24 protein-coding genes and 1 pseudogene are annotated in these 24,810 nt (G+C 74.7%); 16 read left to right on the forward strand and 9 right to left on the reverse strand.

Annotation, left to right across the window (positions count from 1 at the left end; all coding sequences use genetic code 11):
* Window positions 1-127 precede the first annotated feature (127 nt).
* Window positions 128-1,564, reverse strand: coding sequence for an MFS transporter (locus ACWDCZ_RS30815; RefSeq protein ID WP_449817538.1), 1,437 nt, complete (start codon window positions 1,562-1,564; stop codon window positions 128-130).
* A gap of 268 nt (window positions 1,565-1,832) precedes the next feature.
* On the opposite strand from ACWDCZ_RS30815, the gene ACWDCZ_RS30820 reads away from it, so the two are divergent.
* The gene (locus tag ACWDCZ_RS30820) at window positions 1,833-2,738 is read left to right on the forward strand and encodes an NADP-dependent oxidoreductase (protein ID WP_449817539.1); all 906 of its coding nucleotides are present in this window, start codon (window positions 1,833-1,835) and stop codon (window positions 2,736-2,738) included.
* Window positions 2,739-2,842: 104 nt separating this feature from the next.
* Here the strand turns inward: ACWDCZ_RS30820 and ACWDCZ_RS30825 are convergent, their stop codons facing one another.
* Together ACWDCZ_RS30825 and ACWDCZ_RS30830 are read right to left on the reverse strand one after the other, a co-directional pair.
* The gene (locus tag ACWDCZ_RS30825; protein ID WP_449817540.1) at window positions 2,843-3,976 is read right to left on the reverse strand and encodes a CU044_5270 family protein; all 1,134 of its coding nucleotides are present in this window, start codon (window positions 3,974-3,976) and stop codon (window positions 2,843-2,845) included.
* Window positions 3,973-4,620: an RNA polymerase sigma factor gene (locus ACWDCZ_RS30830; protein ID WP_449817541.1), complete on the reverse strand. Its 648-nt coding sequence runs from the start codon at window positions 4,618-4,620 to the stop codon at window positions 3,973-3,975. The genes ACWDCZ_RS30825 and ACWDCZ_RS30830 overlap by 4 nt, the downstream gene beginning before the upstream one ends.
* A gap of 123 nt (window positions 4,621-4,743) precedes the next feature.
* On the opposite strand from ACWDCZ_RS30830, the gene ACWDCZ_RS30835 reads away from it, so the two are divergent.
* The 4 genes from ACWDCZ_RS30835 (at window position 4,744) to ACWDCZ_RS30850 (ending at window position 8,061) form a co-directional block, all read left to right on the forward strand.
* On the forward strand, window positions 4,744-6,330 hold the full coding sequence (locus ACWDCZ_RS30835; RefSeq protein WP_449817542.1) for a serine protease: 1,587 nt from the start codon (window positions 4,744-4,746) through the stop codon (window positions 6,328-6,330).
* 177 nt (window positions 6,331-6,507) lie between these two features.
* Entirely contained in the window at window positions 6,508-6,858 is a 351-nt protein-coding gene (locus tag ACWDCZ_RS30840) for a hypothetical protein (protein ID WP_449817543.1), read from the forward strand.
* A 290-nt stretch (window positions 6,859-7,148) separates the two neighbouring features.
* The gene (locus ACWDCZ_RS30845) at window positions 7,149-7,601 is read left to right on the forward strand and encodes a DUF2199 domain-containing protein (RefSeq protein WP_241852876.1); all 453 of its coding nucleotides are present in this window, start codon (window positions 7,149-7,151) and stop codon (window positions 7,599-7,601) included.
* A gap of 58 nt (window positions 7,602-7,659) precedes the next feature.
* The gene (locus tag ACWDCZ_RS30850) at window positions 7,660-8,061 is read left to right on the forward strand and encodes a barstar family protein (protein WP_449817544.1); all 402 of its coding nucleotides are present in this window, start codon (window positions 7,660-7,662) and stop codon (window positions 8,059-8,061) included.
* Between the two features lie 91 nt (window positions 8,062-8,152).
* On the opposite strand, the gene metF is transcribed toward ACWDCZ_RS30850, so the two are convergent.
* Entirely contained in the window at window positions 8,153-9,085 is a 933-nt protein-coding gene (gene metF / locus ACWDCZ_RS30855) for a methylenetetrahydrofolate reductase [NAD(P)H] (protein ID WP_449817545.1), read from the reverse strand.
* Between the two features lie 231 nt (window positions 9,086-9,316).
* On the opposite strand from metF, the gene ACWDCZ_RS30860 reads away from it, so the two are divergent.
* The 3 genes from ACWDCZ_RS30860 (at window position 9,317) to ACWDCZ_RS30870 (ending at window position 10,438) form a co-directional block, all read left to right on the forward strand.
* Entirely contained in the window at window positions 9,317-9,637 is a 321-nt protein-coding gene (locus ACWDCZ_RS30860) for a heavy-metal-associated domain-containing protein (RefSeq protein ID WP_449817546.1), read from the forward strand.
* Between the two features lie 78 nt (window positions 9,638-9,715).
* Complete coding sequence (locus tag ACWDCZ_RS30865) at window positions 9,716-10,036, forward strand: metal-sensitive transcriptional regulator (protein ID WP_369808334.1); 321 nt, start codon at window positions 9,716-9,718, stop codon at window positions 10,034-10,036.
* A gap of 99 nt (window positions 10,037-10,135) precedes the next feature.
* Window positions 10,136-10,438: a hypothetical protein gene (locus ACWDCZ_RS30870; protein ID WP_449817547.1), complete on the forward strand. Its 303-nt coding sequence runs from the start codon at window positions 10,136-10,138 to the stop codon at window positions 10,436-10,438.
* A gap of 11 nt (window positions 10,439-10,449) precedes the next feature.
* Here ACWDCZ_RS30870 and ACWDCZ_RS30875 read toward each other — a convergent pair whose 3' ends face one another.
* Together ACWDCZ_RS30875 and ACWDCZ_RS30880 are read right to left on the reverse strand one after the other, a co-directional pair.
* Entirely contained in the window at window positions 10,450-10,992 is a 543-nt protein-coding gene (locus ACWDCZ_RS30875) for an MOSC domain-containing protein (protein WP_375875562.1), read from the reverse strand.
* Window positions 10,993-11,083: 91 nt separating this feature from the next.
* Entirely contained in the window at window positions 11,084-11,479 is a 396-nt protein-coding gene (locus ACWDCZ_RS30880; RefSeq protein ID WP_449817548.1) for a DUF4345 domain-containing protein, read from the reverse strand.
* 101 nt (window positions 11,480-11,580) lie between these two features.
* Between ACWDCZ_RS30880 and ACWDCZ_RS30885 the strand changes: the two genes are divergently transcribed.
* Both ACWDCZ_RS30885 and ACWDCZ_RS30890 read left to right on the forward strand, forming a co-directional pair.
* Window positions 11,581-12,219, forward strand: a complete 639-nt coding sequence (locus tag ACWDCZ_RS30885; RefSeq protein ID WP_449817549.1) for a TetR/AcrR family transcriptional regulator — start codon at window positions 11,581-11,583, stop codon at window positions 12,217-12,219.
* Window positions 12,220-12,321: 102 nt separating this feature from the next.
* Window positions 12,322-13,581 carry a cytochrome P450 gene (locus ACWDCZ_RS30890; protein WP_449817550.1) on the forward strand — a complete coding sequence of 420 codons (1,260 nt, stop codon included), beginning with the start codon at window positions 12,322-12,324 and terminating at the stop codon, window positions 13,579-13,581.
* Between the two features lie 95 nt (window positions 13,582-13,676).
* Here the strand turns inward: ACWDCZ_RS30890 and ACWDCZ_RS30895 are convergent, their stop codons facing one another.
* The gene (locus tag ACWDCZ_RS30895) at window positions 13,677-14,903 is read right to left on the reverse strand and encodes a Dyp-type peroxidase (RefSeq protein WP_449817551.1); all 1,227 of its coding nucleotides are present in this window, start codon (window positions 14,901-14,903) and stop codon (window positions 13,677-13,679) included.
* Window positions 14,904-14,943: 40 nt separating this feature from the next.
* Between ACWDCZ_RS30895 and ACWDCZ_RS30900 the strand changes: the two genes are divergently transcribed.
* Window positions 14,944-16,296 carry a right-handed parallel beta-helix repeat-containing protein gene (locus tag ACWDCZ_RS30900; RefSeq protein ID WP_449817552.1) on the forward strand — a complete coding sequence of 451 codons (1,353 nt, stop codon included), beginning with the start codon at window positions 14,944-14,946 and terminating at the stop codon, window positions 16,294-16,296.
* A 58-nt stretch (window positions 16,297-16,354) separates the two neighbouring features.
* Here the strand turns inward: ACWDCZ_RS30900 and ACWDCZ_RS30905 are convergent, their stop codons facing one another.
* Complete coding sequence (locus ACWDCZ_RS30905; RefSeq protein ID WP_449817553.1) at window positions 16,355-18,889, reverse strand: SdrD B-like domain-containing protein; 2,535 nt, start codon at window positions 18,887-18,889, stop codon at window positions 16,355-16,357.
* A gap of 292 nt (window positions 18,890-19,181) precedes the next feature.
* Here ACWDCZ_RS30905 and ACWDCZ_RS30910 point away from each other — a divergent pair, with 292 nt between their 5' ends.
* The 3 genes from ACWDCZ_RS30910 (at window position 19,182) to ACWDCZ_RS30920 (ending at window position 22,075) form a co-directional block, all read left to right on the forward strand.
* The gene (locus tag ACWDCZ_RS30910) at window positions 19,182-19,916 is read left to right on the forward strand and encodes a sulfite exporter TauE/SafE family protein (protein ID WP_449817554.1); all 735 of its coding nucleotides are present in this window, start codon (window positions 19,182-19,184) and stop codon (window positions 19,914-19,916) included.
* Between the two features lie 177 nt (window positions 19,917-20,093).
* Window positions 20,094-21,365: an MFS transporter gene (locus tag ACWDCZ_RS30915; protein ID WP_449817555.1), complete on the forward strand. Its 1,272-nt coding sequence runs from the start codon at window positions 20,094-20,096 to the stop codon at window positions 21,363-21,365.
* Between the two features lie 122 nt (window positions 21,366-21,487).
* Window positions 21,488-22,075 carry a hypothetical protein gene (locus tag ACWDCZ_RS30920; RefSeq protein WP_449817556.1) on the forward strand — a complete coding sequence of 196 codons (588 nt, stop codon included), beginning with the start codon at window positions 21,488-21,490 and terminating at the stop codon, window positions 22,073-22,075.
* Between the two features lie 94 nt (window positions 22,076-22,169).
* On the opposite strand, the gene ACWDCZ_RS30925 is transcribed toward ACWDCZ_RS30920, so the two are convergent.
* Entirely contained in the window at window positions 22,170-23,378 is a 1,209-nt protein-coding gene (locus tag ACWDCZ_RS30925; RefSeq protein WP_449817557.1) for an MFS transporter, read from the reverse strand.
* 466 nt (window positions 23,379-23,844) lie between these two features.
* Between ACWDCZ_RS30925 and ACWDCZ_RS30930 the strand changes: the two genes are divergently transcribed.
* Both ACWDCZ_RS30930 and ACWDCZ_RS30935 read left to right on the forward strand, forming a co-directional pair.
* Entirely contained in the window at window positions 23,845-24,063 is a 219-nt protein-coding gene (locus ACWDCZ_RS30930; RefSeq protein ID WP_049652169.1) for an MbtH family protein, read from the forward strand.
* Window positions 24,064-24,167: 104 nt separating this feature from the next.
* Window positions 24,168-24,810 (forward strand): annotated as a pseudogene (locus tag ACWDCZ_RS30935) (ArsR family transcriptional regulator); the annotation flags it as partial.

Genomic DNA, 24,810 nt, shown 5'->3' on the forward strand with positions numbered 1-24,810 from the left:
TTCCCTTGTTGTGTGTTGTGTGGGGGTTGTTCTGCTGCGGTACGGAGGGTGGGGGGGGGTGGGCGGGGGGGGGGGGCCGGTGGGGTGGACGCGGCCCCCGGCGGGGCGGGCGGGGTGGTGGGCGGCCTCACGCGGCCGTCGCGGACTTCGTCCCGGCGGCGTCCGCGCGCCCGGGGCGCGGGGTGCGCAGGGTGGCCGCCGCGAGCAGGCCTCCGGCCACCGCGATCGCCGCGGCGCCGAGGAAGGCCGCGGAGAAGCCCGAGGTCAGACCCTGGACCGTGGCGTCCGGGGTCCGGGCGCCGGCCAGTGCGGTCATCGCGGCCAGGCCGAGCGCCGAGCCCACCTGGTAGCCGGTGTTGACGATGCCGGAGGCGAGGCCGCCGTCCTCCGGGGGCGCGCTGGAGATCGCGGTGCCGAGGGAGGGGATGAAGGCGAGCGCCATGCCGGTCGCGGCGAGCAGGGAGGCGGGCAGCACGTCGGTCCAGAAGTTGCCGTCCGGGCGGGCCTGCGAGAGCCCGGCCAGGCCGGCGCCGAGGGCGAGCATGCCGGTGACGACCAGCGCCTTGGGGCCGAAGCGGGCGATCAGTCGGGGCGCCAGGGTGATCATGATGCCCATGATGGCGACGGTCATCGGCAGCAGGGCAGCGCCGCTGGCGAAGGCGCCGAGGTGGAGGACCTGCTGGAGGTAGAGGTTCAGGAAGAACCACATCGGCACCCAGGCCGCGGCCAGCAGGAACTGGGCGAGGTTGGCGGCGCCGAGGTTCGGCACCCGGAAGATGCCCAGCCGCATCAGCGGCTCGCGGCGCCTGCCCTGGACGACCGGGAAGGCGGCCAGCAGCAGGGCCGCGCCGGCCAGGGTCAGCAGGGTCGACGCGGAGGCCCAACCCGCTTCCGGGGCGCGGACGACGGCGTACACGGCGGCGGCCAGTCCGGCGGTGACGGTGAGCGCGCCGACGAGGTCGATGCCGCCGCGGCGCCGGGGCGCGGAGGGCATCAGCGCGGGAGTGGCGAGCAGCGCGACCGCGGCCACCGGGATGTTGATGTAGAACACCCAGGGCCAGCTGACGTACTGGGTGATCAGGCCGCCGAGGAAGACGCCCGCGGTGCCGCCGGCCGGGGCCGCCGCGCCGTACAGGGCGAAGGCCTTGGTCAGTTCCTTCGGGTTCCCGCCGAAGAGCGTCATCAGCAGGGTGAGCGCCGAGGGGGCGATGAGGGCGGCGCCGAGGCCCTGGACGCCGCGGCCGGCCAGCTCGGTGGGCACGTTCCCGGCGAGGCCGGCGAGCAGTGAGCCCGCGCCGAGGACCGCCCAGCCGGCGCTGAACAGGCGGCGGGCGCCGAGCAGGTCGGAGAGCCGTCCGCCGAGCAGGAGCAGGCCGCCGAAGGCGACCACGTACGCGTTGAACACCCAGGACAGGTCCTCCTGGCCGAAGCCGAGGGCGTCCTTCATCCTGGGCAGGGCCACCCCGATGATCGAGGTGTCCATGATCACCACGAACTGCGCGGCGGCGATCAGCGCCAGTGCGCGCCACCTCCGGGGGTCGGGCCCGGTGCTGTCGGTTGCCATCTCTTGCTCCCTGTCTGTGAGGGGTATCGGCCGGGGGCGGTGCCTCGCGGCGATCGCCGGGGATCGTCAACTCGCAGGACGGGCACGGTGGATGTGCCGGTCGACGACCCCGGTGAGGACGACCGAGAACATACCCTAGGGGGGTAGGGTTTAGTCAACGGAGCCGGGGCGGCGGGGAACAGGGCCCGGCGCCCGCGAGGGCGGGGAATCCGGCGTCCACCGGCGGGGTTTCACCAGGCGTCAGCACCCGCCTCGTGAAAGGCCCTCCGTGCGCGCCATCCAGATCGACCGTTTCGGCACCCCCGAGGTCCTCGACCTCGTCGAGACCCCCCGGCCCGTGCCCGGGCCCGGGGAGGTGCTGGTCCGGACCGTCGCGAGCGGCATCAATCCCGTCGACGACAAGACCCGGGAGGGGGCCATCGGCGAGGGCGCTCCCCCGCTGCCGACGACGCTCGGCTGGGAGCTGGCCGGCGTCGTGGTCGACGGCGGTGACAGCCCGCTGGAGGCGGGGGAACGGGTCATCGCCATGTCCCACCAGCTCGGCACCACCCGCGGCACCTGGGCCGACCTGGTCGCCCTCCCCGCGGAGGCGGTGGCCGTCGCGCCGCGGGCGGTCAGCCTGGTCGAGGCCGCCACGCTGCCGCTGCCCGGGCTGACGGCCCTGCAGACGCTGGACTGGCTGGCGGTGTCCGCCGGCGAGCGGCTGCTGATCGCCGGTGCCGCCGGCGCGGTCGGCGGGCTCGCCCTGCAGATAGCCCGGGCGCGGGGCGTCGAGGTCGACGCCCTGGTCTCCCGGGACACCCAGGCCGGCTTCGCCCGCGAGCACGGCGCGGGGCTCGTCTCCACCGACCCCGCCGCCTTCCGGGGCGGCGGCTACCACGCGGTCTTCGACACCTTCGGGGCCTTCGTCACCGACGCGGTCGCGGACGGCGGCCGCTACGCCTCGATCGCCACCCAGGCCGGCCCCGTCCCCGACCTCTCCGCCCGGGGCGTGCGCACCACCGTCCACCAGGTGCGCGAGGACGGCGCCGGGCTGGCCGAGTTGGCCCGGCTCGTCGACGCCGGCGCCCTGCGGCCGCGGGTGCACGCCACGTACGGGCTCCAGGAGATCCGGGCCGCGCACGAGCGGTTCCGCGAGGGCGGCCTGGCCGGGAAGATCGTCGTGACGTTCTGACCGCCGCCCTCGGCCGCCTCACCCGCGAGCGGCCCTCGGCCGGGCCGCGCCCACCGCACCGGGGGCCCTCGTGGAGGAACCCGGCGGGGTGGGCCGGCACCGGACTACCGGACTGGCGGCGGGAGTTCACCGACGCGGTCGGCGGCGGCCCGGGCGAGGACCGCGGAGGTGCCGACCACCGTCCCGGCCGGGCCCACCTCGCCGTCCTCGGCGAGGACCGTGCGCTCGCCGAGGAACGCGTACGTGCTCCGGTCGAAGACCCACTGCGTCTGCCGCCCGTACGCCGTACGGGCCACGGCGACGCCCTCGCGCCCGGCGGCGTCGACGGCCGAGGCGACCACCGTGACCCCGGGGATCCGCTCGGCCGCCCGGTAGAGCGCGGCGCCGACCTGCGGCGGCGCCCAGGTCTCGGCCAGCAGGTCGCCGATCGCCGTGAACGCCCGCTGGTCCGGGTCCTGGCCCTGGCCCCGGGTCTGGTCCCTGACCAGCCGCAGCAGGGCGTCCGGGTCGGTGGGCAGCGCGGCGACGAAGGCGTGGGTCGGTTCGCCGACCGACGGGCCGCCTCCCCCGCCGGGCGCCTCGGGCCGGGCCGTCGCCCCCGGCTGGTCGAGGTGGAGGACCGGCCCGTCCTCGCCGAGCCGGCTGTCCGGCCCGCCCTCCTCGCGCAGCAGGCCGGGGCGGCTGCCGTCGGCGGACAGCCACACCTGCCGGGTGTGCGCGGGCGCCATCGTCACGGGGCCGCCGCCCGCGCTCTGCGCCGCGTAGGCGACCCTGCTCTCGATGTAGACGAACTGGTCGGCGCGGACCGCCGGTTGCTCCGATCCGGCGGCGGCGAGGGCGATGCGGTCGAGCAGCCGTACGGCTTCGGAGCCGCCGGTCGGACCGCCTCCCGCCACCGCCGCGTGGTCGCGCCCGGGCGTCCCCGCGCCCCCGAGGTCCACCGCCACGACGCCGACCACCGCCAGGGCGCAGGCGAGCGCAGGCACCGCGATCCGGAACCGGGCCGAACGCCTGGCCGGGCGCCGGAGCAGGCGCCCGGCCGGACGCCGGAGCGGGGCTCGCGGAGCGGGGCGGCCCTCCGGCTCGGCGGCCTGGCGCAACAGTGCCTCCCTCAGCAGCAGTCGGCGATCCGCGTCCAGGCCGGGCACCGCCGGCGGGGGCAGCAGCCCGGCGAGTTCGCGGCGCTCCGACTCCTCGGACGCCGGGCGCTGCGCGGCGCGCCGTGGGGTGGCGTTCATCCGTGGCTCTCCTGGGTCGACGGCCGGAGCGCGGGGAGGCGGCCCGGTACGGGCAGGGCGGGGGCGGCGGCGCGGGCCCTGGCTTCGGCCTTCGCCTTCACTTTCGCCTCCGCCCTGGCCTCGGCCTCGGTGAGTTCGCGCAGCCGGGCCCGCGCCCGGGACAGCCGCGAGCGGACGGTCCCGACCGGCGTGCCGAGCGCCTCGGCCGCGCTCTCGTAGTCCAGTCCGGCCCAGACCACCAGCGTGAAGACCTCCCGGTCGCGGCGCCGGAGCCGGGCGAGCGCCCGGCGCGCGGCCCGCAGCTCCTCGACGTCCGCGAGGTGCGCGACCAGGTCGTCGGAGAAGTCCGGGACGGCGCCGCGCTCCGGGATCCGGGCGAGCGCGAGGTCGCGGCGCCGCCGGGCGCGGGCGTTGCGGCGCATGACGTTGGTCGCGATCCCCAGCAGCCACGGGCGCAGGCCGTCGCCGTCGGGGTGCAGCCGCTCCCGGCCCCGCCACGCCTCCAGGAAGGTCGTCGAGACGACGTCCTCGGCCTCCGCCCAGTCGCCCGTCACGCGCAGGGCGTAGCGGTACAGCACCTGGGCGTGCTCGTCGTAGAGCTCGCCCAGGACGTCGGGGTCGCCGCGGCGCAGACGCGTTCTCATGAGTGCTTCCACACTCTGCCCTGCCCGCTCCGACACCCGGGTTCCGGTGACGTGCGTCACAGCCATCACTGGTGTGTGGCCCGGCTCACAGGAACTCCGGTGCCCCTCCGAGCAGTACAGGACATGACCACTGCTTCCGCTCCCCGCTCCGTTCCCCGCCGGAACGCCCTCCGGGCCCTGGCCGTCGCCGTCGCCCTGGCCGGCGCCTCGACTCCCGCCCTCGGCGGCCCGGCCTTCGCCGCCGAGCCGGAGACGTACACCCTCACCGTCCGGCACCTGGACCGCGCCGGCCACCCGACCGCGCCGTACCGGACCAGCGTCACCGGGATCTCCGGCCCCGGCGCCGACACCTCGGTCCGGCTGGACGCCCCCTCCGGCGTCACCACCGTGCGGCTGCCCAAGGGCCGGTACGTGCTGGACAGCAACCTGGCCTCGGGCCTGGAGCCGGGCGGGACGATCTGGACGGACTGGATCGTCCAGCCGCGCCTCGACCTCGACCACGACACCACCGTCACCGTCGACGCGCGGACCACCGCCCTCGTCGACGTCCGGCCCCCGGACGGGTCCGCGCGCTTCCGGCACAGCGGGATGTTCGTCGAGGTCACACACGAGGGTGCCACCAGGACCGTCAACGTCGCCAACGGGTCGCCGAACCTGCGCGTCGCCCACCTCGGGCCGCAGACCGAGGCCGGGGCGGTCAAGCAGTGGTTCGACGTCAACTGGGACACCGACACCGGCGGCTACCTGCTCGGCCGGACCTCCACCGGCACCCGCGCGCTGACCGGGCTCAGCAAGCACTACTCCGCGCAGGAGCTGGCCACCGTGAACATCCGCGGCGCCGCCGGACCGGGCGGCGCCGGGACCGCGCTCGTCAGCCTCCAGCCCAGCGACGGAGCGAGCATCGGCGAATCCCGGAGCGTCACCACACCGGGCACCGCCACCTTCCACGTCGCACCCGAACGCGGCACCTGGGACATCGGCGTCACCGTCCCCCGCGCCGACGGCAGCCGGCCGACCTACTACACCGAAGACCGCGTCGCCGTACGGGCCGGGGCCACGACCACCCGGACCTTCGACGGACCGGTCTTCGGCCCCGCGCTCACCGACCGCCCCGCCGTCTCCCGCGACGGCGACCGGATCACCGCGGACGTCCCGCTGCTCGCCGACGGCGACGGCCACGTGCCGTGGACCCCGTCGTTCGACACCGCCTACACCTCGCTGTACCGCGACGGGGTGCTGGTCGGCGCCGCCTCCGACGCGGCCGGGCGCGGCGAGTTCACCGTCACCCCGGGCACGGCGGGCTACCGCCTGGCTACCACCGTGACCCGCAAGGCCGCGGCCGGCGCGACCACCCGGGTGACCGCGTCCTGGACCTTCGCCTCCGCCACCACCGCCGCCCCGACCGCGCTCCCGGTCAGCGTCGTACGGTTCACCCCCGAGCTCGACCCGACCGGCACCGCGACGGCCGGCAGCGCGCTGCGCATCCCGGTCACCGTGCAGGGCGCCGCCGCGGACGGCCGCGTCCGCTCGCTCACCGTCTCCTCCTCCACCGACGGCGGCGCCTCCTGGACCTGCCTCCCCGTCGAGGCCGGCGCCGTCACCGTCCACAACCCCCCGGCCGGCACCGCCGTCTCCCTGCGCGCCGAACTGACCGACACCGACGGCAACACCCTCGACCAGACCATCACCGAGGCCTACCGCACCCGCTGACCGTCCCGTTGCGACGAACCCTGAACGATCCTCACCGAAGCCTGACGGATCACACCGCGTCTCGTCGGAGGTCAAGCGCGCAGGGCAGGGCCCTGTTGTGCCTACCGGATCCGAGATCGGCTCGGCCGGGATCCCGGCCGAGCCGGTTCGCTCACGCCTCTGGCCACGGTGGAGTCGGTGGACAGGGTTCGCGCGCCTGCCGACCCACAGTCGGTCGGCCCCGCGGTCCTTGAGAAGATCTCGTTCATGAGTGAGGATCCGAGGGCCCGAGAAGCCGTGTGGGCGGATGGAAGGAACCTGTACGACGTCGTCCCCGCTCTCGACGCTGTCATCGGGATCATCGGGCGGGATCTGGTCCTGGGCGAGTACTCGCTGGCGCATGCCACGGCGCACATGGCAGCGGAAATGATCGTGGAGCAGAGGGAATCGACAGGGATCCACGACGAGGGGACGGCATTGCTCGTCGTCCGTGCACTCGCCGAGTCGGCGGCTGCTACGGAACGCGCGAATGATGGACTCCGTTCCTAGCGAGGCGCCCTCCGGCCTGTGGCACAGCCAGTGCTCGGGCTTCGGTGAGACTGCCGAGGTTCCGTGCAACAGGACACTGACCCCGGCCCACAGCCGACGCCTGACCGCCTGCCGGGAACCGTAGGTCGGCACCGGCTCGCACGGGCCTGATCGCACACGCCTCGTTGGTGGTCGGACCACTCCCGGGTCCGGCCACCACCGCGTGGGAGCGGATCTGTAGTCTCTGCCGCATGTCGGCCGATCTTGGATTCACCTGCACCTGCTGCGGCGAACGTCACGCAGAGACACCCATGAACTTCTCCAGCCCTGCGCCCGCCTACTGGCAGCCGGACATGGAACAGGTGCGGGACTGCCTCCTCTCGTCCGACCAGTGCGTGATCCAGGGCGAAGCCTTCTTCGTGCGAGGACTGATCGAGCTGCCCGTCATCGGCCGGGACGACGTCTTCTCCTGGGGCGTGTGGGTCTCGCTCAGCGAGAAGAACTTCGAGCGGGCGAGCGAGCTGTGGGAGACCCCCGGCCGCGAGTCGGAGCCCGCGTACTTCGGCTGGTTGTCGACCGACCTGCTCCCGTACTCTCCGTCGACGATCAACCTGAAGACCATGGTCCACACGCGTCCCGTGGGCGAGCGCCCCTTCATCGAACTGGAGCCGACCGACCACCCGCTCGCGGTCGAACAACGCACGGGCATCACCATGGACCGCGTACGGGAACTCGCCGAGGCCGTCCTGCACCCCAAGCACTGAAGCCCTACCGTCGCCCTGTCCCGCTCACCCGCTGAACCTGCTGTCGAATCGGACGGACATGACCGTGTACTGGACCGGCGAGGCCCCCTGGGTCCACCACCTCGGAGCGGACACCCGGCCCTCCGGACCCGACCTCCTGCCGCCCTCCGGCACCACCTTCGTCGCCCGCCTCGACGGCGCCGAACTCGGCGACGAGCAGCGGCTCTTCGAGCAGCTGAGCATCCACCTCCGCCTCCCGGCCTACTTCGGCTGGAACTGGGACGCCCTCGCGGACTGCCTGCGCGACCTGGCCTGGGCGCCCGCCGACCACTACCTGCTCGTCATCGAGCGGTCGGCGCTGATGCTGCGGGAGCACCCCGAGGACCGTGCCACCCTGCTCAGGATCCTCGACACCGCCGGCCGCCACTGGGGCCACAACCTCGACCGGCCGGGCCGGTCCTTCAACACCCTGCTCCTGTAGGCGCGGCCACCGACGGGCCTGTCCGGCGTCGGCCTCCTCACCCGAGGAGGCCGGCGGCGGACTGGTTCGGCTTCGCCGTTCACCGCAGGGGTCAGGCTGCGGTGGGGGTCAGGGGGCGGGGGGTCGGGGTGGTGAGGGCGAGGTTGCGGTGGATCTCCAGGGCGGCGGTGGAGCGGTTCAGGGTGATGTAGTGGAGGCCGGGCGCGCCCTCGTGGAGGAGGCGTTCGGCCATCCTGGTGGCGTGGTCGACGCCGATGCGGTGGGCGGTCGCCCGGTCGCCGCGGGCCGCCTCCAGCTGTCGGGCCAGTCCGGCGGGGAAGGAGGCGCCGCTGAGTTCGGCGAAGCGGCTGATCTGGCGTACGTCGGTGGCGGGCATGATCTCGGGGATGACCGGGGTCGCGCAGCCGGCCGCGGCCAGCCGGTCGCGCAGCCGCAGGTAGTGCTCGACGTCGAAGAACATCTGGGTGACGGCGTAGTCGGCGCCGGCCCGGCACTTGGCGACGAAGTTCCGGATGTCGTCGTCCCAGTCCGCCGAGCGCGGGTGGCGCTCGGGGAAGGCGGCGACGCCGACGGTGAACGCGCCGCACTCCTTGACGAGTCGGACGAGTTCGGCCGCGTAGCGCAGGCCCTGCGGGTGGGGCTCCCAGCGGCCGTTGGGGTTGCCCGGCGGGTCGCCGCGCAGGGCGAGGACGTCGCGGATGCCGACGTCGGCGTAGCGCCGTAGGACGGCCTGGAGTTCGGCGGTGGAGTGGCCGACGGCGGTGAGGTGGGCCACCGGGCGCAGGGTGGTCTGGGCGGCGATCAGTTCGGTGGTGCCGATGGTGCGGTCGCGCGAGGAGCCGCCGGCGCCGTAGGTGACCGAGACGAAGGTCGGTGCGACCGCCTCCACCCGCCGGATCGCCGCCCACAGGGCGCGTTCGCCGGCCTCGTCCTTGGCGGGAAAGAACTCGAAGGAGTAGGTCCGTTCGCCGGCCGCGAGGATGTCGCGCAGGCCGCGCGGGGTGCGCCGGGTGGTGTGGTCCATGGGTTCACCTCAGGTGGTGGGGTCGGTCGTCCGGGGATGCGGGGGAGCTCCTCCACCCTGCCCCGGCACCCGCAACAGGACTGTCACAGCCGGTCGTTGACGGCCCCGTCCGGGCGGCGGAAGGTGCTCCGGCAGCTCTAGCAATTACCCTAGGGGGGTATGGTATGTTCGAAAGGAAGCAGCCGCCCGGGCAGTCCGGCCGGCGCCGGGCACCACGACAGGAGCACACCCATGAGCGAGACCACCGTCACCGTCGAGTCCGCCGCCACCGAGGCCACCTCCTGCTGCGGCTCGTGCGGCACCGGCGCCGGCGCGGCCCCGGCCGCCGAGTCCGGCCGGACCTCGGTCTTCCAGGTGAAGGGCATGACCTGCGGCCACTGCGTCTCCTCGGTGACCGCCGAGTTGAAGAAGCTCGACGGCGTCGAGGAGGTCGCCGTGGACCTCGCCACCGGCCGGGTCACCGTCGGCAGCACCCTGCCGCTCGCCGACTCCGACGTGGCCGCCGCCGTCGACGAGGCCGGCTACGAGCTGGTCGGCCGCGTGGAGGCCTGAGCCTCCGACGTCGGACCGGACGGGAGGGCGCCACCCCGCCCGTCCGGGCCGACTCCCCCTCGGCACGCCCCCGGTAGAGTGAGCGCACGCCTCACCGCACAGGAACCGGAGACGGCCATGGCCGGCTACAGCTCGCACAAGGACGACTTCCGCAAGCGGCTCCGCCGCATCGAGGGCCAGATCCGTGGCCTCCAGCGCATGGTCGAGGAGGACACCTACTGCATCGACGTCCTCACCCAGGTGTCCGCCGCCAGCCGCGCCCTCCAGTCCTTCGCCCTCCAACTCCTCGAAGAGCACATCGAATGCTGTGTCCGGGACGCCATCGCCGAGGGCGGCCAGGAGGCGGGCACCAAGATCCGCGAGGCCAACCAGGCCATCGCCCGCCTGGTCAGGTCCTGACCTCGTTCCAGCGGTGACGGCTCCTCCGACGGCCCCCGGAAGCCGTCACCTTTACGGGGTGGGGGTATCTCGCCGGAGCATTCCAGGAGGGGATCAGCCGTGTCCGCGATCGAGTTCGTCCGCCGCCTGGACGACCTGGTCTACCGCTTCGACCTGAACGGCACCGCCAACGGCCGCCCGTCCTACAAGCGGCGGGACCTGGACCTGTGGTGCCGGTGGACGCCGGAGCGGGGCTGGTGCGTCGTCGACGCCGAGGGCGTTCCCAACTCCGGTCCGCTGCTGGGCGAGGACCGGTACCGGGAGCTCCCGCCGACCGGGCCGTGGCGCAGTTGGAAGGCCGGCCGGTCGTACCTCTACGACCTGCGCCGCGTCGATGGAAACGGGGACGGCGACGCGTCCTGAGGCCCGCGGGGTCAGACCCGGTCGAGCGGGCGGTGCGGGCCGTCCGGCAGCTCGACCGCGACGGCGTCGCCGGGCCGGACCGGGCCGCCGGTGCGGACGACGCCCATGATGCCGGCGCGGCGCACGATCGTGCCGTCCTCGGCACGGCCGACGACCTGCTTGAGCAGGCCGGGCCGGTAGGCGTCGATCTGGGCGCACGGGTTGCGCAGGCCGGTGATCTCCACCTCGGCCTCCGAGCCGATCCGCAGCACCGCGCCGACCGGCAGGCCGAGCAGGTCGACGCCCTCGGTGGTGATGTTCTCGCCGAGGGCGCCCGGCGTGACATCGAAGCCCGACTCGCCGAGTTCGGTGAGCAGTTCGCGGTGGATCAGGTGGACCTGGCGCAGGTTGGGCTGGGTCGGGTCCTGGGCGACCCGGGACCGGTGCCGGACCGTCACCCCGGCGTGCACGTCCCCTTCGACGCCCAGACCGGCGAGCAGCGTGATGCCATCCCGGTTCGGCTTGGTGAACGAGTACTCGGCGTTGCTGCTGACCGCCACCACGGTGCCGCTCATGCTCCGGACCCTCCTCGCGGACGTACGTTCGATCGCAGGGGCAGCATAGCCTCCGCTGACGACCGGCCCCCGATGATGGAACCGGGGGAGCTCAGGACCGCCGCTCCGCGTGCGCCCGCTCGTCCGCGTCGGCGAGCCACAAGTACACGGGTGCGAGCCCGAGTTCGATACCCATCAGCACCAGCTGGAACCAGTGCGGACGGCCGTCCGCGACGAGCGACAGCACCCGCGCGAGGCCGCCCAGCAGGAGGACCGCGGCCAGCCACCGCACCGGCCGGGCGGGCACCGGCGCCTGCCGGGCGGCGTGGATCCAGGCCGCCCCGTACCCGGCGAAGACCGCGCCCATGAAGCGGCCGAAGCTGCCGACCGTCGGGCCCGCGTCCGCGATCCCGGGCATCGCGGAGTTCCCCAGCAGGATGTGGAGGAAGCCGATCGCCACGCAGGCGATCCCCATCGTCCACGCGAGCACCCGCAACGCCTTGGCCATGGCCCGTCCACCCCTCACAGAGGTCTGGTTGACACGTGTCTACTACGTTGCCCACCACGCTAGCGCCGGCAAGTAGACACGTGTCAAGTAGCCTGGCCCGCATGCCAGTCCACGAACGGCGCCGCCGGCTCTCCCCCGCCGAGCGACGCGCCCAGCTGCTCTCCGTCGGTGCCCGGCTGTTCGCCGAACGGCCGTACGAGGGGGTGCTGATGGAGGAGGTCGCCGAGCGGGCCGGGGTCTCCCGCGCCCTGCTCTACCGGCACTTCGCGAGCAAGCACGAACTCTTCGCCGCCGTCTACCGGGAGGCCTCCGCCGACCTGCTCGCCAGGAGCCGGTTCGACCCGGGCGACACCCTGGTCGAGCAGCTGGTCGAGGGCATGGACGCCCACCTCGACTACTTCATCGCCAACCGGCACGCCGTGCTCGCGGCCAACCGCGTGCTAGCCGGGGACCAGGTGATCCAGACCATCATCACCGAGGAGCTCGACGCCCTGCGCGGCCGACTGCTCGGCGTCCTCCCGCTCGCGGACGGGCGGGCGCGACCGGCGGTGTCGCAGGTCCTGCGCAGCTGGCTGGTGTTCGTCCGGGTGCTGGTCATCGACTGGCTGACCGAGGAGAGCTGCACCCGCACCGAGCTGCGGGACGCCTGCATCGGCGCCGTGCTGGGCGCGCTCCGGCCGCTGCTGCCCGTCGATCCGGCACCCGGCTGGGGGCACCGAGGGCATACCATCGGGACGTAAGGGGAGAAGCTCCGCAAGCGCCCAATTCCTCATGAACATATGACAATTGGATGCTCTGACTCCCCTCGACCAGCCGGACCTCCGAACCCCGCGAAGGGACCCATGGACTCCGCCGCAGCCGACACCGGGACCACCCTCCCCCCACTCCACCGGCTCCCCACCACCCCCGCCCAGCCGCCCCACCCCACCACCCTCCCGGACGGCACCCCCGCGTGGCTGATCACCCGCTACCACGACGTCCGGCAGGTCCTCGGCGACCCCCGGGTCACCCGGGCCGACCTGCATGACGTCGGCACCGCGGGCGCCACCGCCGACGTGGCCGCCAACCCGGCGTCCCTGTTCAACCAGGACGGGCCCGCCCACCGCCGGCTGCGCGGCACCGCCCAACGGGCCTTCACCCCGCGCGCCATCGCCGGCTGGCAGCCGTGGGTCGCCGCCGCCGTCCAGCAGTCCGTGGACCGGCTGGTCGCCGCCGGCCCGACGGCCGACCTGGTCCCCGCGTTCGCCCGGCCGGTGCCGTTCGCCGTCACCACCCGGCTGATGGGGCTCGACGGGGACGGGCCGGACCACCTGGACGAGGAGCGGCTGCGGCGCTGGACCCGCGCCCTGCTCGCCCAGGGCGAGGACCAGGGCGGCGAACAGGGCAGCGAACAGGACGGCGAGCCGGGCAAGGGAACCGAAGACCGGGACGGGGCCGACCACGACGCCACCCTCGCCGAATTCGGCTCCTTCATGGGCGAGTTGGTCGCCCGCCGGCGCCGCGAGCCGGGCGACGACCTGGTCAGCCGGCTGGTCCGGGCCGCCGACCAGGACGGCGGCGTCCCCGAGGAGTCCCTCGTCTTCCTGGTCGCCGGGCTCACCGCCAGCGGCAACGAGAGCGTCGCCGGCGCCCTCGCCAACGCCCTGGTCTACGTGCTCGGCGAACGCCCCGAGCACTGGCCGCGCCTCGCCGACCCGGACACCGCCGAGCGCACCGCCGAACGGCTGCTGCACTACATCCCGCTCGGCGACGACGAGGCCACCATCCGCCGCACCACCGCGCCGGTCGAGGTCGGCGACGTGACCATCCCGACCGGCTCGGTCGTCGCCGTCAGCCTCGGCAGCGCCAACCGCGACCCGGCCGTCTACCCCGAGGGCCTCGACGCCGACCTGGGCCTCCCGCTCCCCGCCCCGACCCTCGCCTTCAGCTCCGGCCCGCACTACTGCATCGGCGCCTGGCGGGTCCGGCTGGAGATGCGGGAGTCCCTGCACCGGCTCGCCACCGCCCTGCCGGGCCTGCGCCTCACCACCCCGGTAGCGGACCTCGCCTGGCAGCTCGGCGGCACCACCCGGAGCCCGGCCCGCCTCCCGGTCGACTGGTAGGTCGACCGGGAGCCGGTGGTAGGCCGGTAGCCGGCACCGGCGGTCGCCCGCCCGGCCTCAGCCGTCGGGCGGGGCGGCCGACCACCGCCCCCGGCTCACCCGAACAACCCCTCCCCCAGCGTCCCGCCCTCCGGCGCGCCCGGCAGGACGTAGGCCACCGCCGAGGCGGTGTGCTCGATGAAGGTGTTGAGGGCGTCGCGCGCCGCCAGGCGGTTCTGGACGCGGGTGAACTGGGCCGGGTCGCGCATGAAGGCGCAGAACAGCAGGCCGCGGTCGCCCGGGCCGTCGTCGTAGTTGTAGCCGCGCCGCAGCATCCGGGCGCCGCCGTCCAGCCGGGGGCTGGAGAGGCGGACGTGCGCGGTGGCCGGGATGAGGTACGAGCCGTCCGGGTTCTTGGCGTAGATGTCCGGCTCGTCGTGCTCGGCCGTGCCGGTGAGCGGGGCGCCGTCGCCGACCCGGCGGCCCATCACCTGCTCCTGCTGGACCCCCGGGAGGGCGGCGAAGGCGGCGGTGTCCATCCGGATCCGGCGGTAGACCAGCACCGTCCCGTGCTCGTACGGCCCCGGCGGGCCCCAGACCCACTGCCCGCTCTCGCTTCCGTCCGGGTTGGCCGTGCCGTCCTTGAAGCCGAACAGGTTGCGCGGGGTGGCGCCGCCGGCCGTCCGGGCCAGGAAGCCGGACTGCGTCCACCGCGCGGTCGCGCCCGCCGCCCGGGCCACCGCGTCGACCTGTTCGGCGACCACGGACAGCGGCCAGCGGTCGGCCGCGCACAGCTGGACCACCAGGTCGCCGCCGCCGCGCGCCGGGTCGAGCCGGTCCCCGGGGAAGGCGGGCAGCTCGGTCAGCAGGGCCGGCGGAACGTTCAGCCCCAGCCGGGCGGCGAGGCCCGGGCCGACGCCCACCAGGCTGCTGAGCCGGGCCGGTTGGCCGCCCTGCAGCCGGGCGTCCGCCGGGCTGCCGCCGGTCGCCCCGGCCAGCACCCGGGTCAGCTCGCCGAGCAGGCCGCGCAGGGCGGCCCGTCCGTCCGAGGTCGCGGCGGGCGCCAGGTCGAGGGCCAGCAGCTGGGTGGCCGGCTGCTGCGCGGTCGTCACCCCGGCCTGCCGTTCGCCGTGGAAGGGGATAGCCGGTGGCTCCGGTGCCGCCGCCGGTCGGGCGCCGCGGCCGTGCCCCCGGACGCCGCCGGTGCCCATGGCCAGTGCCGTGACCCCCGCGCCGAGCCCGGCGGCCACCACCGCCCCGCCCGCGAGCAGCCCCCTTCGATCCACCCCGGCGCCCCGCGCGGTCGGTGGCTGGTCCTGCGCCTTTCCGGTTTCGGCATGCATGGGCGACATTGGAGACGATAGAACACGCCGTATGCAACTTTTGACCACACGTCACCCGCGGTCCGGCACGACACCCCCACCCGGGGCCCGCGTCGCCAGGCGCCTGCCCGCCCTGCTCGCCGCCGCCGTCCTGGCGCTGGCCGGCTGTTCCTCGGGCGGCTCGTCCTCCTCCGACGCCAAGCACCCGGACGGCACGGTCATCCGCGTCCCGCAGCACTTCCCGACCATCCAGCAGGCCGTGGACGTCGCCCGCGAGGGGGACACCGTGCTGGTCGACCCGGGCACCTACCGGGAGAGCGTGCGCCTCGCCAAGCCCCGGATCGTGCTGCGCGGCACCGACCGCAACACCGTGGTGCTGGACGGCGGCCTGCGGCTGGTCAACGGCATCACCGCCTCCGGCCCCGGCTCGGTGGTGGAGAACCTCACCGTCCACGGCTACCTCGCCAACGGCGTGCTGTTCACCGGCGTCACCGACGAGAAGCTCCAGCAGCACGGCGCCGGCGGCTCCGCCTACAACCCGCTGGACACCGTGCGCTTCCCGGTGGTCGAGGGCTTCCGCGCCAGCAGTGTCACCGCCTACAACAACGGCCTGTACGGGATCTACGCTTTCGACGCCCGCGGCGGCGTCATCGAGGACTCGTACGCCTCCGGGGGCGCCGACTCCGGCATCTACGTCGGCCAGTGCAAGCCCTGCGACACCCTGGTGCGGGGCAACACCGTCGAGCGCAACGCCGTCGGCATCGAGATCACCAACGCCTCCGACGGGCTCACCGTGGTCGGCAACCGGGTCACCGGGAACCGGGTCGGCGTCACCGTCAACTCCAACGACCTCGAAGCCCTCGCCCCGCAGCACGGCGCGGTGATCGTGGGCAATGTCGTCACCGACAACAACGCCACCGACACCCCCCAACAGGCCGACGGCGCCTACGGGATCGGGATCGGGATCGGCGGCGGCACGGCGAACCAGGTGCAGCGCAACCTGGTCCAGGGCAACCGCGCGGCCGGCATCGTCATCACCGACCCGCCCGGGCACCCGGCGAGCGGCAACCGGGTCGAGGGCAACCGGGCCACCGGCAACGGCACCGACCTGGTGTTGGCCTCCGTCGACCCGGGCAACTGCTTCACCGGCAACCAGCCGGCCGTCCAGAGCCCGGACGGCCTGGAGACGCTGGCGGGCTGCGCCGCCCAGGGCCAGAGCGCCCCGCCCTTCGGCCGGACCAGCCCCGTCCAGGCACCGCCCGGCATCCCGTTCAGCCAGGTGCCCGTCCCGCCCGCGCAGCCCTCGCTGCCGGACCCGACCGCGCCCGGCCGCCCGGCGACCGACCTCCCGGGGCCGGTCGACCCCGGCGCCTACCCGCTGCCGGAGTCCGCGGACGCCGTCCCGAAGCACTGAACCGGCCGCGCCGGGCGGGCCCGCGGACTCTGCTCCCCGCGGGCCCGCCCGGCGCCGGTCACCGGTCGTGCGGCAGCCAGGGGCCGGGGATCAGCCGGTTGACCACCGTCACCGTGATCCCGTCGCCGAGGTTGTCGCAGGTGAGCACCAGCGGCCCGAAGACCGTCCGGTCCGCCGCGTAGCCCTCGGGCGGCCTCAGCTCCACCCAGTAGTACGTCCCCGGCCCGCCGCGGCCCCGGCAGACGCCGTCGGTCCCGGTCGTGCAGGGCTCGCCGACCGGCGTGTCCCCGCGCTCGCGGCCGGGGCCCGGCCAGCCGAGCCACCCCGGCCACCCCGGTCCGCCGCTGACCCGCCAGAGCTGGAACGTCGCCCCGGCCAGCGGCCTGCCGTCCTGGTCCACCTTGACCAGGGTCAGCACGCCCCTCGTCGGCCGGAAGCCGAAGTCGAGGGTGTGGTCGTTCTCGCCCGGTCCGCCGGTGGTCAGCTCCCGTTCGGCGTACTTCCCGCCCCTCGGGACGACGCCCTTGGAGTTGACGAACGGGTCGTCGCCGACGTCGTGCCGGGTGGGCGCCCACTCGTACAGCGGGCCGCCCTCGGCGTAGTCGGCCGGCTCGTCCAGCCGGAGGGTGTACCGGGTGCGCGGCGCGAGGCCGCCGGTGACGTTCGAGTCGTCGAAGTAGTACTCGCCGCGCGCCGAGGTCCTCGTCGTGCCGACCAACGCGCCCGCCCCGTCGTACAGGTGCACCGTCACACCGGGGACCGGGCGCCCGCCCGGCCGCTGGATGCCCGTGCGCCCGGGGTCGTACCAGACCCGGTTGCCGATCTGCAGCGGCGCCCGGTCGCAGAGCACCTCCAGGTCGCCCATCGAGGCGCCCTTGCCGAACGGCGCGGGCACGTCCGCCGGGTTGAGCCGCAGGCCGGTCCCCGGGGCCTGCCGGCCGTCCGCCCGCTGGACGAAGGCCGTCCCGTAGCCGAAGGCCGTGTTGTTCGGGTCGTACCCGGAGATCCCGATGGTGCTCTCGACCCTGGACAGCGCCATCCCGGCGTAGTCCGCGTTGTGGTGGACGCCGAACCGGCTGGTGTCGAAGAAGCGGGTGCCCCGGGGCGAGAGCCCGCACCCGTTGTCGGTGTCCAGCACGTACGTGCCGTTCTCCGCGCAGGCCTTGTCCAGGTCACCGCCCGACAGCACCTCGCCGACCGCGGCACCCGAGGCCGACTGGCCCGTCGCCCGGTCGGCCAGGCGGTCGCGGAAGGCCAGCAGCATCGAGCCGTCCGTCTCGAAGCCGACCTCGGCCAACTCCGGTTCCGGCTGGGCCCGGTAGCCGGAGCAGGCCTGGCCGTTCTGCGAGGTCGGGTAGGTGTCCGTCCACGGGAACCAGCCCGCGCCGTCGCACGGGCCGCTGCCCACGGTCGACTGCCGCGGGTAGTCCAACGGCTGGTCCAGGACGGCCGGTTGGAACAGCCCGGTGGCGGGGTCGAAGGGCAGCACGACCGCCCGCAGGTCCGAGGCCCGGCCCGTCGACTCGCCCGAGCAGACGCCGCCCAGGTAGCCGACGCCATCCTGGAGGCCCAGGCCGAACGGCCGCCAGTCCCCGGCCGAGGGGCAGCCCGGGTCCGGGACCGGGTAGACGGCCGTCGGCGCCGCGGCCGTCGCCGCGGTGGCGTCGTAGCGGTACAGCGCACGGGAGTTGAGGTTGACGACGAACAGGTCCCGGCCGTCCTCGGTGACCTTGAGCCCGCCGAGGCTCTCCTTGCCCGGCACGGCCAGGAACGCGTCGTCCGACCCCGGCGCGTGCGCCGTGCCGCCGGCGTCCGGGACGGTGGCGAACAGCGTGGTGGTCTTCCGCGCCGGGTCCGTCACGTAGATCCCGCCGGCGCCGCCCGGACCGTAGTCGGTGGTGCGCTTGGCCGCCGCCGAGGAGAACACCCGCCGGTCGGCCTTGTTCCACGCGATGCCGAACAGCGTGCCCGTCTGCGCGTCGGTGGCGATGCCGGTGACGTTGACATCCACGCCGTCCTGGCCGCGTGCGCCGTACGGGAACGACACCAGCGTGCGCTGCTCCCCGCCCTGCCAGGTGGTGTTCTGACAGGTCGTCACCAGCGGGGCGTTCTTCTGGCAGTAGTCGCCCGGGTACCAGAACCCGGTGGTGTACGCGACGTTCCGGCCGTCGGAGAGGTCGACGAACTCCTCGTTGGAGCTCAACTGGTTCGGCGCGCCGTCCAGCCCCTGGCGCGAGGCGAAGGCCGGGAAGAGCGTGCCCGGCTTCGGATTCACCACCCGGACGCGGTACTTGCCGTCGGTCGCCGAGCTCGCGGCCGGGGCCAGCGTCACCGTGCCGTCGGTGCCCGTGGTGCCCGCGGTCCTGGTGCCCGCGTCATCCGTGAGCGTCACCGTCACGCCCGCGATCCCCGGCTCCAGCGCGGGCGTCCACACACCGGTGGCGTCCACCGCCCGGACCACCCGGACCGTCACCGCCCCGACACCGCCCTGCGCGGAGGCCTGAGGGGCCGCCACGAGTCCTCCGCCGGCCAGCACGACGGCGAAGGCCGCCGTCAGCGCGGCCCGGCGCGTCCGTCTTCTCGTCCTCTTCAAGGTTCCGTCTCCCCTCACCGACGGGCGCAGGCCCGATCCGGACAGGACCCCCAGGACAGCGGCCACCGGTCGTCCACGTCCCGCCCTCATCGCACATTCACCGGCGCGGGTGACGGAAAGCGCCGGGAAATCGCATCGAGTTCGGACACGGCCTCACTAGTTCGCATACTTCCCGACCACATCTCCGGGGCGTCCCCGATGAGACCGACGGCACGCCCGACCCGCCTGTGCGGCATGATCGGTACGCACCGCCCGCCGACGGCGGAGCCCGCCGAGAGGGAGGCCGCGCCCGATGCCCGACGGCTTGACCACCGACCTCGTACTGGGCTGCACCGTCCTGCTGGGCGCCTCCGTCCAGCGGCTCGCCGGGATCGGCTTCGCCCTGGTCGCGGCGCCCGTCCTGGTGCTGCTGCTCGGGCCGGGCGACGGCGTCACGCTGTCGAACCTCGCCGCCGGGGCCATCAGCGCCGTCGGCCTGCTGGGCAGCTGGCGGCAGGTACGGCTGGCGGCGATGCTGCCGCTGATCCTCGCCGCGGCCTGCACGGTGCCGGCCGGGGTCTGGGTCGCGGCGACGGTTCCGACGCCCGGACTGCTCGTCGGCATCGGCGCGCTGGTCACCCTGGCCTCGCTGCTGGTGCTGCGCGGGGTCCGGGCGGCCGCGCTGCGCGGGGTCGGCGGCGCCCTGGTCGCGGGCGCCACCAGCGGGTTCATGAACTCGGCCGCCGGGGTGGGCGGTCCGGCCGTCTCCCTGTACGCCGTCAACACCGGCTGGACGGCGCGCGAGTTCCTGCCCAACGCCCAGTTCTACGGCGTGGCGGTGAACGCCTTCTCCCTGGCGGGCAAGGGGCTGCCCGCGCTGTCCGGGACCGCCTGGTGGCTGGTGGCCACCGCGCTCGCGGGCGGCGCGGCGATCGGCCGGCTGCTCGCCGCCCGGGTCCCGGAGGCCCGCGCCCGGCTGGTCGTGCTGGGCCTGGCCCTGGCGGGCGGGCTGACCACCCTCGTCAAGGGCGTCTCGGGGCTGGGCTGAACGCACCCGGTCCTCCGCCGCCGGTCGACGAACCACCGGAAACCGCCTGAAACCCACCGGACACTCCGGACGCCCCCGGACGAGCCCGACACCCGTACCGACACGGACAGTTCGGGACGCCCCGGGCACTTCGGAAACCGCCCGAACGGCCCTCCGCGGACATGACATACTGCCTCGGTGACCTCAGCAGACCTGGCCGCGAAGCCGTCCAAAAGCCGTCCCCAACTGGGCCGGAAGTTCAACCTGCTGTGGTCCGCGTCGGCGATCTCATCGGTCGGCGACGGCATGCGGGACTCCGCCCTGCCGCTGCTCGCGGTGGCCGTCTCCGACTCCCCCAGCGCGGTCTCCGTGGTCTCCGTCTCCGCCTCGCTGCCCTTCCTGCTGATGTCCCTCTACGGCGGGGTGCTCGCCGACCGGGCCGACCGGCGGCGGCTGATGTGGACCATCGACGCCGCGCGCGCCGTCGTCGTCCTCGGCTTCGCCGCCTGGGTCTTCCTCGCCGACCCGCCGCTGGTCGCGCTCGCCGCCCTGGCCTTCCTGCTCGGCTGCGGCGAGACGGTCTTCTCCAACGCCGCCACCTCCGCCGTCCCCGAGCTGGTCCACCCCGACCAACTCGACGCCGCCAACGGCCGGATGCAGGCCAACATGCTGGTCGGCGGCAACCTGATCGGCCCGCTGCTCGGCTCCGCGCTGTTCGCCGTCGCCGCCGCCCACCCCTTCGCCGTGGACGGCGTCTCCTTCGCGCTCGCCGCCGTCCTGGTCGCCGCCACCGGCCGCTCCACCGCCCCCAGCACCCGGGCCGACCGCCGACCGGTGCTCACCGAGATCCGCGAGGGCGTCGACTGGCTGCTCCGCCACCGCGACGTGCGGATGCTCGCCGTGCTCTCCACCCTCGGCGCGCTGGCCTGCTTCATGGGCACCACCATGATGGTCCTGATGGTCACCAAGGTCATCCACGCACCCGCCGCCTCCTACGGCATCGTGCTCGCGGCAGGCGCCATCGGCGGCACCGCCGCCAGCACCCTGGCCGGCCGGCTCAGCCGGCTGCTCGGCCGGGGCACCCGGATCGCCCTCGCCTTCCTGCTGATGGGCGTCTCGCTGATCCTGATGGGCCTGAGCACCTCGGTGGCCGAAGTCGCCGCGCTGTACGGCGTGATCGGCTTCGGGATCGTCACCTGGAACATCCAGGCGATCTCGCTGCGGCAGCAGGCCGTACCGAAGGAACTGCTCGGCCGGGTCAACAGCTGCTACATGCTGCTGAGCCGCCTCGGCATCATGGCCGGCGCCGCCCTCAGCGGCTGGATCGCCTCCGTCGTCAGCATCCGCACCCCGCTGCTCGTCGGCGGCGGGCTGCTGCTGGTCCTGCTGGTCGCGGTGCTGTTCCTGCTCCCGCGGATGACGGCGCTGGAGACCGTCCCGGCCGCCTCGGAGCCGTCCGACGTCGGGTAGTCTCCGCCGGGCCGTTGCGCGTCCTCCCGCCCAACGGCCGCTGTCCGCCGGTATGGTGACCGCGGGGGGTGTGCCGGGAAGTCTGGTCGGCGGGCAGCTGCTCGCCCGTCCTGAGGAGAGCCATGAACACCGACCGCCCCGCCGCCTCCGGTACCGCCGCGCCGCCCGTCGGGGCCGGCCGCGACCTCGGCCCCGGGCTCGGCCCGCTGGTGCGGGTCGACGGCGACTGGTACATCGGCGACCACGAGAGCAAGGCGTATCTCGCCGTCCTCCCCGAGGGGTTCGAGCACCGCGTCACCGGACGGGAGCCCTTCCTGGTCCCGTGGAAGCGCCTGATGAGCCTGAAGCTCGGGGTCACCAGCGGCCGGTTCCTCAGCACACCGGCCGGCGGACTCCTGACCGGTCACCACGCGCCCCATGAGGCGATCGGCACCCACGGCTCCTGCCTGAGCGCCATGGTCCGGCACCCCTACGACCTGTGGAGCCCCCGGTTCGTCCACCACCGGCGGTGGTACCCGGCGCCCGAGATCACGCTGCTGCACCAGCTGCTGGGGAACATCGTCGACCTCGGCCGGGTCGAACGGCTCGGCGACGACGCCTGGCTGACCTCCGTCGTCGAGGAACTGGCGGCGGACCGCCTCCTCCGGAAGTGGCGCACCAGCAAGGCCGTCGCGGACGGCGTACGGGAACTCATCGCGCGCGGGGCGTGACCGCCGGGTTCGAGCGCCGCTCCGTACTCCGATGCGCCGCCCAGGCCCCGGAGGCCGCGCGGGCGGGTGCTGCCGCCCGCGCGGTGGCCCGGCATCAGGCGGGCAGGCGGTCGGGCGGGGTGGTGGGACGGGGCCGGGCGGTGCTGAGGGCGGCCAGGGCCGGGGTGGCGGCGAGGGCGAGGCAGAGGGGCAGCGGCAGGTGGTCGGCGAGCAGGCCGGCCAGCGCGGTGCCGCCCGAACTGCCCGCGTTGAAGCACGTGTTGACCCAGGCGCCGGCGCGCGTCCGGTGGCCGGGCTCGGCGAGTTCGTCGGCGAGCAGGTAGGCGGTGGTGAGGGTCGGGGCCACGGTGAGGCCGGCCAGGGCGGCGACGGCCGCGAGGAGCGGGACCGTCGGGGCGAGGGAGGTCAGGGCCAGCGCGCCGGCGAAGGCCGCGGTGAGGACGGCGAGCCGCCGCCGGGCCGGGGCCCGCCAGTCGAGGGCGCCGAGGGCGAGGCCGCCGGTCGCGCTCCCGGCCGCCAGCGCCGCCTCCACCCAGGCGGCGTCGGCCGCCTGCCCGTGCCGCCGGGCGAAGACCACCGTCAGCAGGGCGAACGCACCGAGTCCGGCCCCGGCCCCGGCGGCCGCGGCGAGCGGCAGGCCGGTCCGGGCCGGCGGCCGCCAGGGGCGCGAACGGCCGCCGGTCGCGGCGGAGTCGGCCTCGGCGCGGTCCGGCCCGACGGCGCGGACCGAGGCGGCCAGGGCGAGGGAGCCGGTCAGGACGAGGGCGGCGCCCAGCACCAGTCCGAGCGCCGGGCGGGCCGTCGCCGCGATCACCCCGGCCAGCAACGGGCCGGTGACGTACAGGAGTTCCTCGGCGACGGTGTCCAGACTGTAGGCCCGGCGGCGCAGCCCGGGATCGGACAGCAGGGCGCTCCACCGCGCCCGGGTGACCGGGCCGAGGGGTGGCGCGAGCACGCCGGCCGCCACGGCGAGGGCGAGCAGGACGGGGTACGGGACGCCGGGGCGCCAGGTGGCGGCGGCCAGGCCGAGCAGCACCAGCGCGTACCCGGCCGCCATCGGCGGCAGTGTCCGGCGCGGGCCGTGGCGGTCGACCAGCCCGGCCCGGGCGGGTGAGAGCAGCACGTTGGAGGCGGCGAACAGCGCCGTCAGCCAGCCGGCCCGGGCGTACGAGCCGGTCGTGGCGGTGACGGCCAGCAGGAGCGAGAGCGGGACGACACCGTAGGAGAGGCGGCCGGTCAGGGCCGCGCTGAAGAGCCGGACCGCGCCGGGGGTGCGCAGGACCGTCGCGTAGGACGAAGACATGGAGGGGTTCCTCTGGAGCTGGCGCGCGCCGCGCGCCGGTGGACCGGGACGCCGAAGGACCGCACCACCGGGGTGCGGTCGCCGCGCGGGGCCCTAGTCACGGAAGAGGAACACGGGGCCATGGTAGGGCACGTCCGTGCGGGGGCCGTCCGTTCGGGGACACGTCCGTGCGGGCGCCCGTCCGGGACGTCGGCCGCAACGGTTCCCCCGGCCGGGCTCCGCGCCGCCGGCCGCAACGATGCGGAACGCCGGTATCGGAGCGGACGTTGTGTCATATTCGTTGTGACCAAGGAGAGTTCACCGCTCCTCCCGGGTTCCGGCGGGCTCGCCGGAACCCCATCAGGGTGCGGTCAGCACCATGTCAGCGAGCCGAGGGAGCATGTGCGGAGCGGGCCCACCCGGTTGTCCCGCGTGCGCCGATGACCCGAGGGCCGCACCGCGCCCTACCCGGAATGGAGTGTGCGACATGTCGAACCCCTTTGACGACGCGGACGGGACCTTCCTGGTGCTGGTGAACGACGAGGGCCAGCACTCGCTGTGGCCCGCGTTCGCCGAGCGGCCGGACGGCTGGGCGGTGGCCCTGGCCGAGGGGCCGCGCGAGGAGGCGCTGGCCTACGTCGAGGCCAACTGGACCGACATGCGCCCGCGCAGCCTGCGCGAGGCCTCCACCGCCCGGGCCTCGTAGCGGCGACGTCCGATCCATCCGAGGAAGGGCCCGGCCTGCCCGCGTGGCGGCGGCCGGGCCACGTCGATTTCTCCCTCATCGACACGGAAACGGGGACCTTCATCGTGCAGAGGATTCACTTCACCGCAGCCGACCTCGCCAGAACCCGGCTGAAGAGCACCATGGGCCCGCTCGTGGAATCGGCCTTCGCCTGCGACCTGCTGGACCGCGGCGTGAGCGCGCCGTACGCCCGGTGGCGAAAGCAGGTGAACGAGCGCCTCCCCCGGCGGCCGGTGCCCCGCCCGCGCAGCCGTCCCGAGCACGACGTGGACTCGCTGCTCCGGCAGGCGCTGCGGTACGCGGAGGCGCCCGACGCACCGCCCGAGCCGTCCGGGCCGTTCGACGCGTCCGAGGCCGCCGAGCTGCCGCAGCGGCCCGGGGCGGGCGTGGACGCCTGTCTGCTGGAGGCCTGGCAGCTGGCCGTGGCGCCGTTCTGGCAGCACCTGCACGCCTACCTGGTGGCCGAGTGCGAGGCGCGCGGCCGGATCGTGATGGCCGGCGGGGTGGAGCTGCTGCTGTCCACCGCGCACCCCCGGATGACCTGGCGGGCGCCGGTCCTGGAGATCCCCGGCGGGCCGGACCAGGACATCCGGCTGGGCGGCCGGGGCCTGGTGCTCACCCCCTCTGTGTTCCTCAACCACCGGCCGGGCCTGGCGATCGACGCCGAGGGGCCGGACGCGCAGGTGGTGCTGGTGTTCGCGGCCCCGC

The sequence above is a fragment of the Kitasatospora sp. NPDC001225 genome (assembly GCF_053597855.1).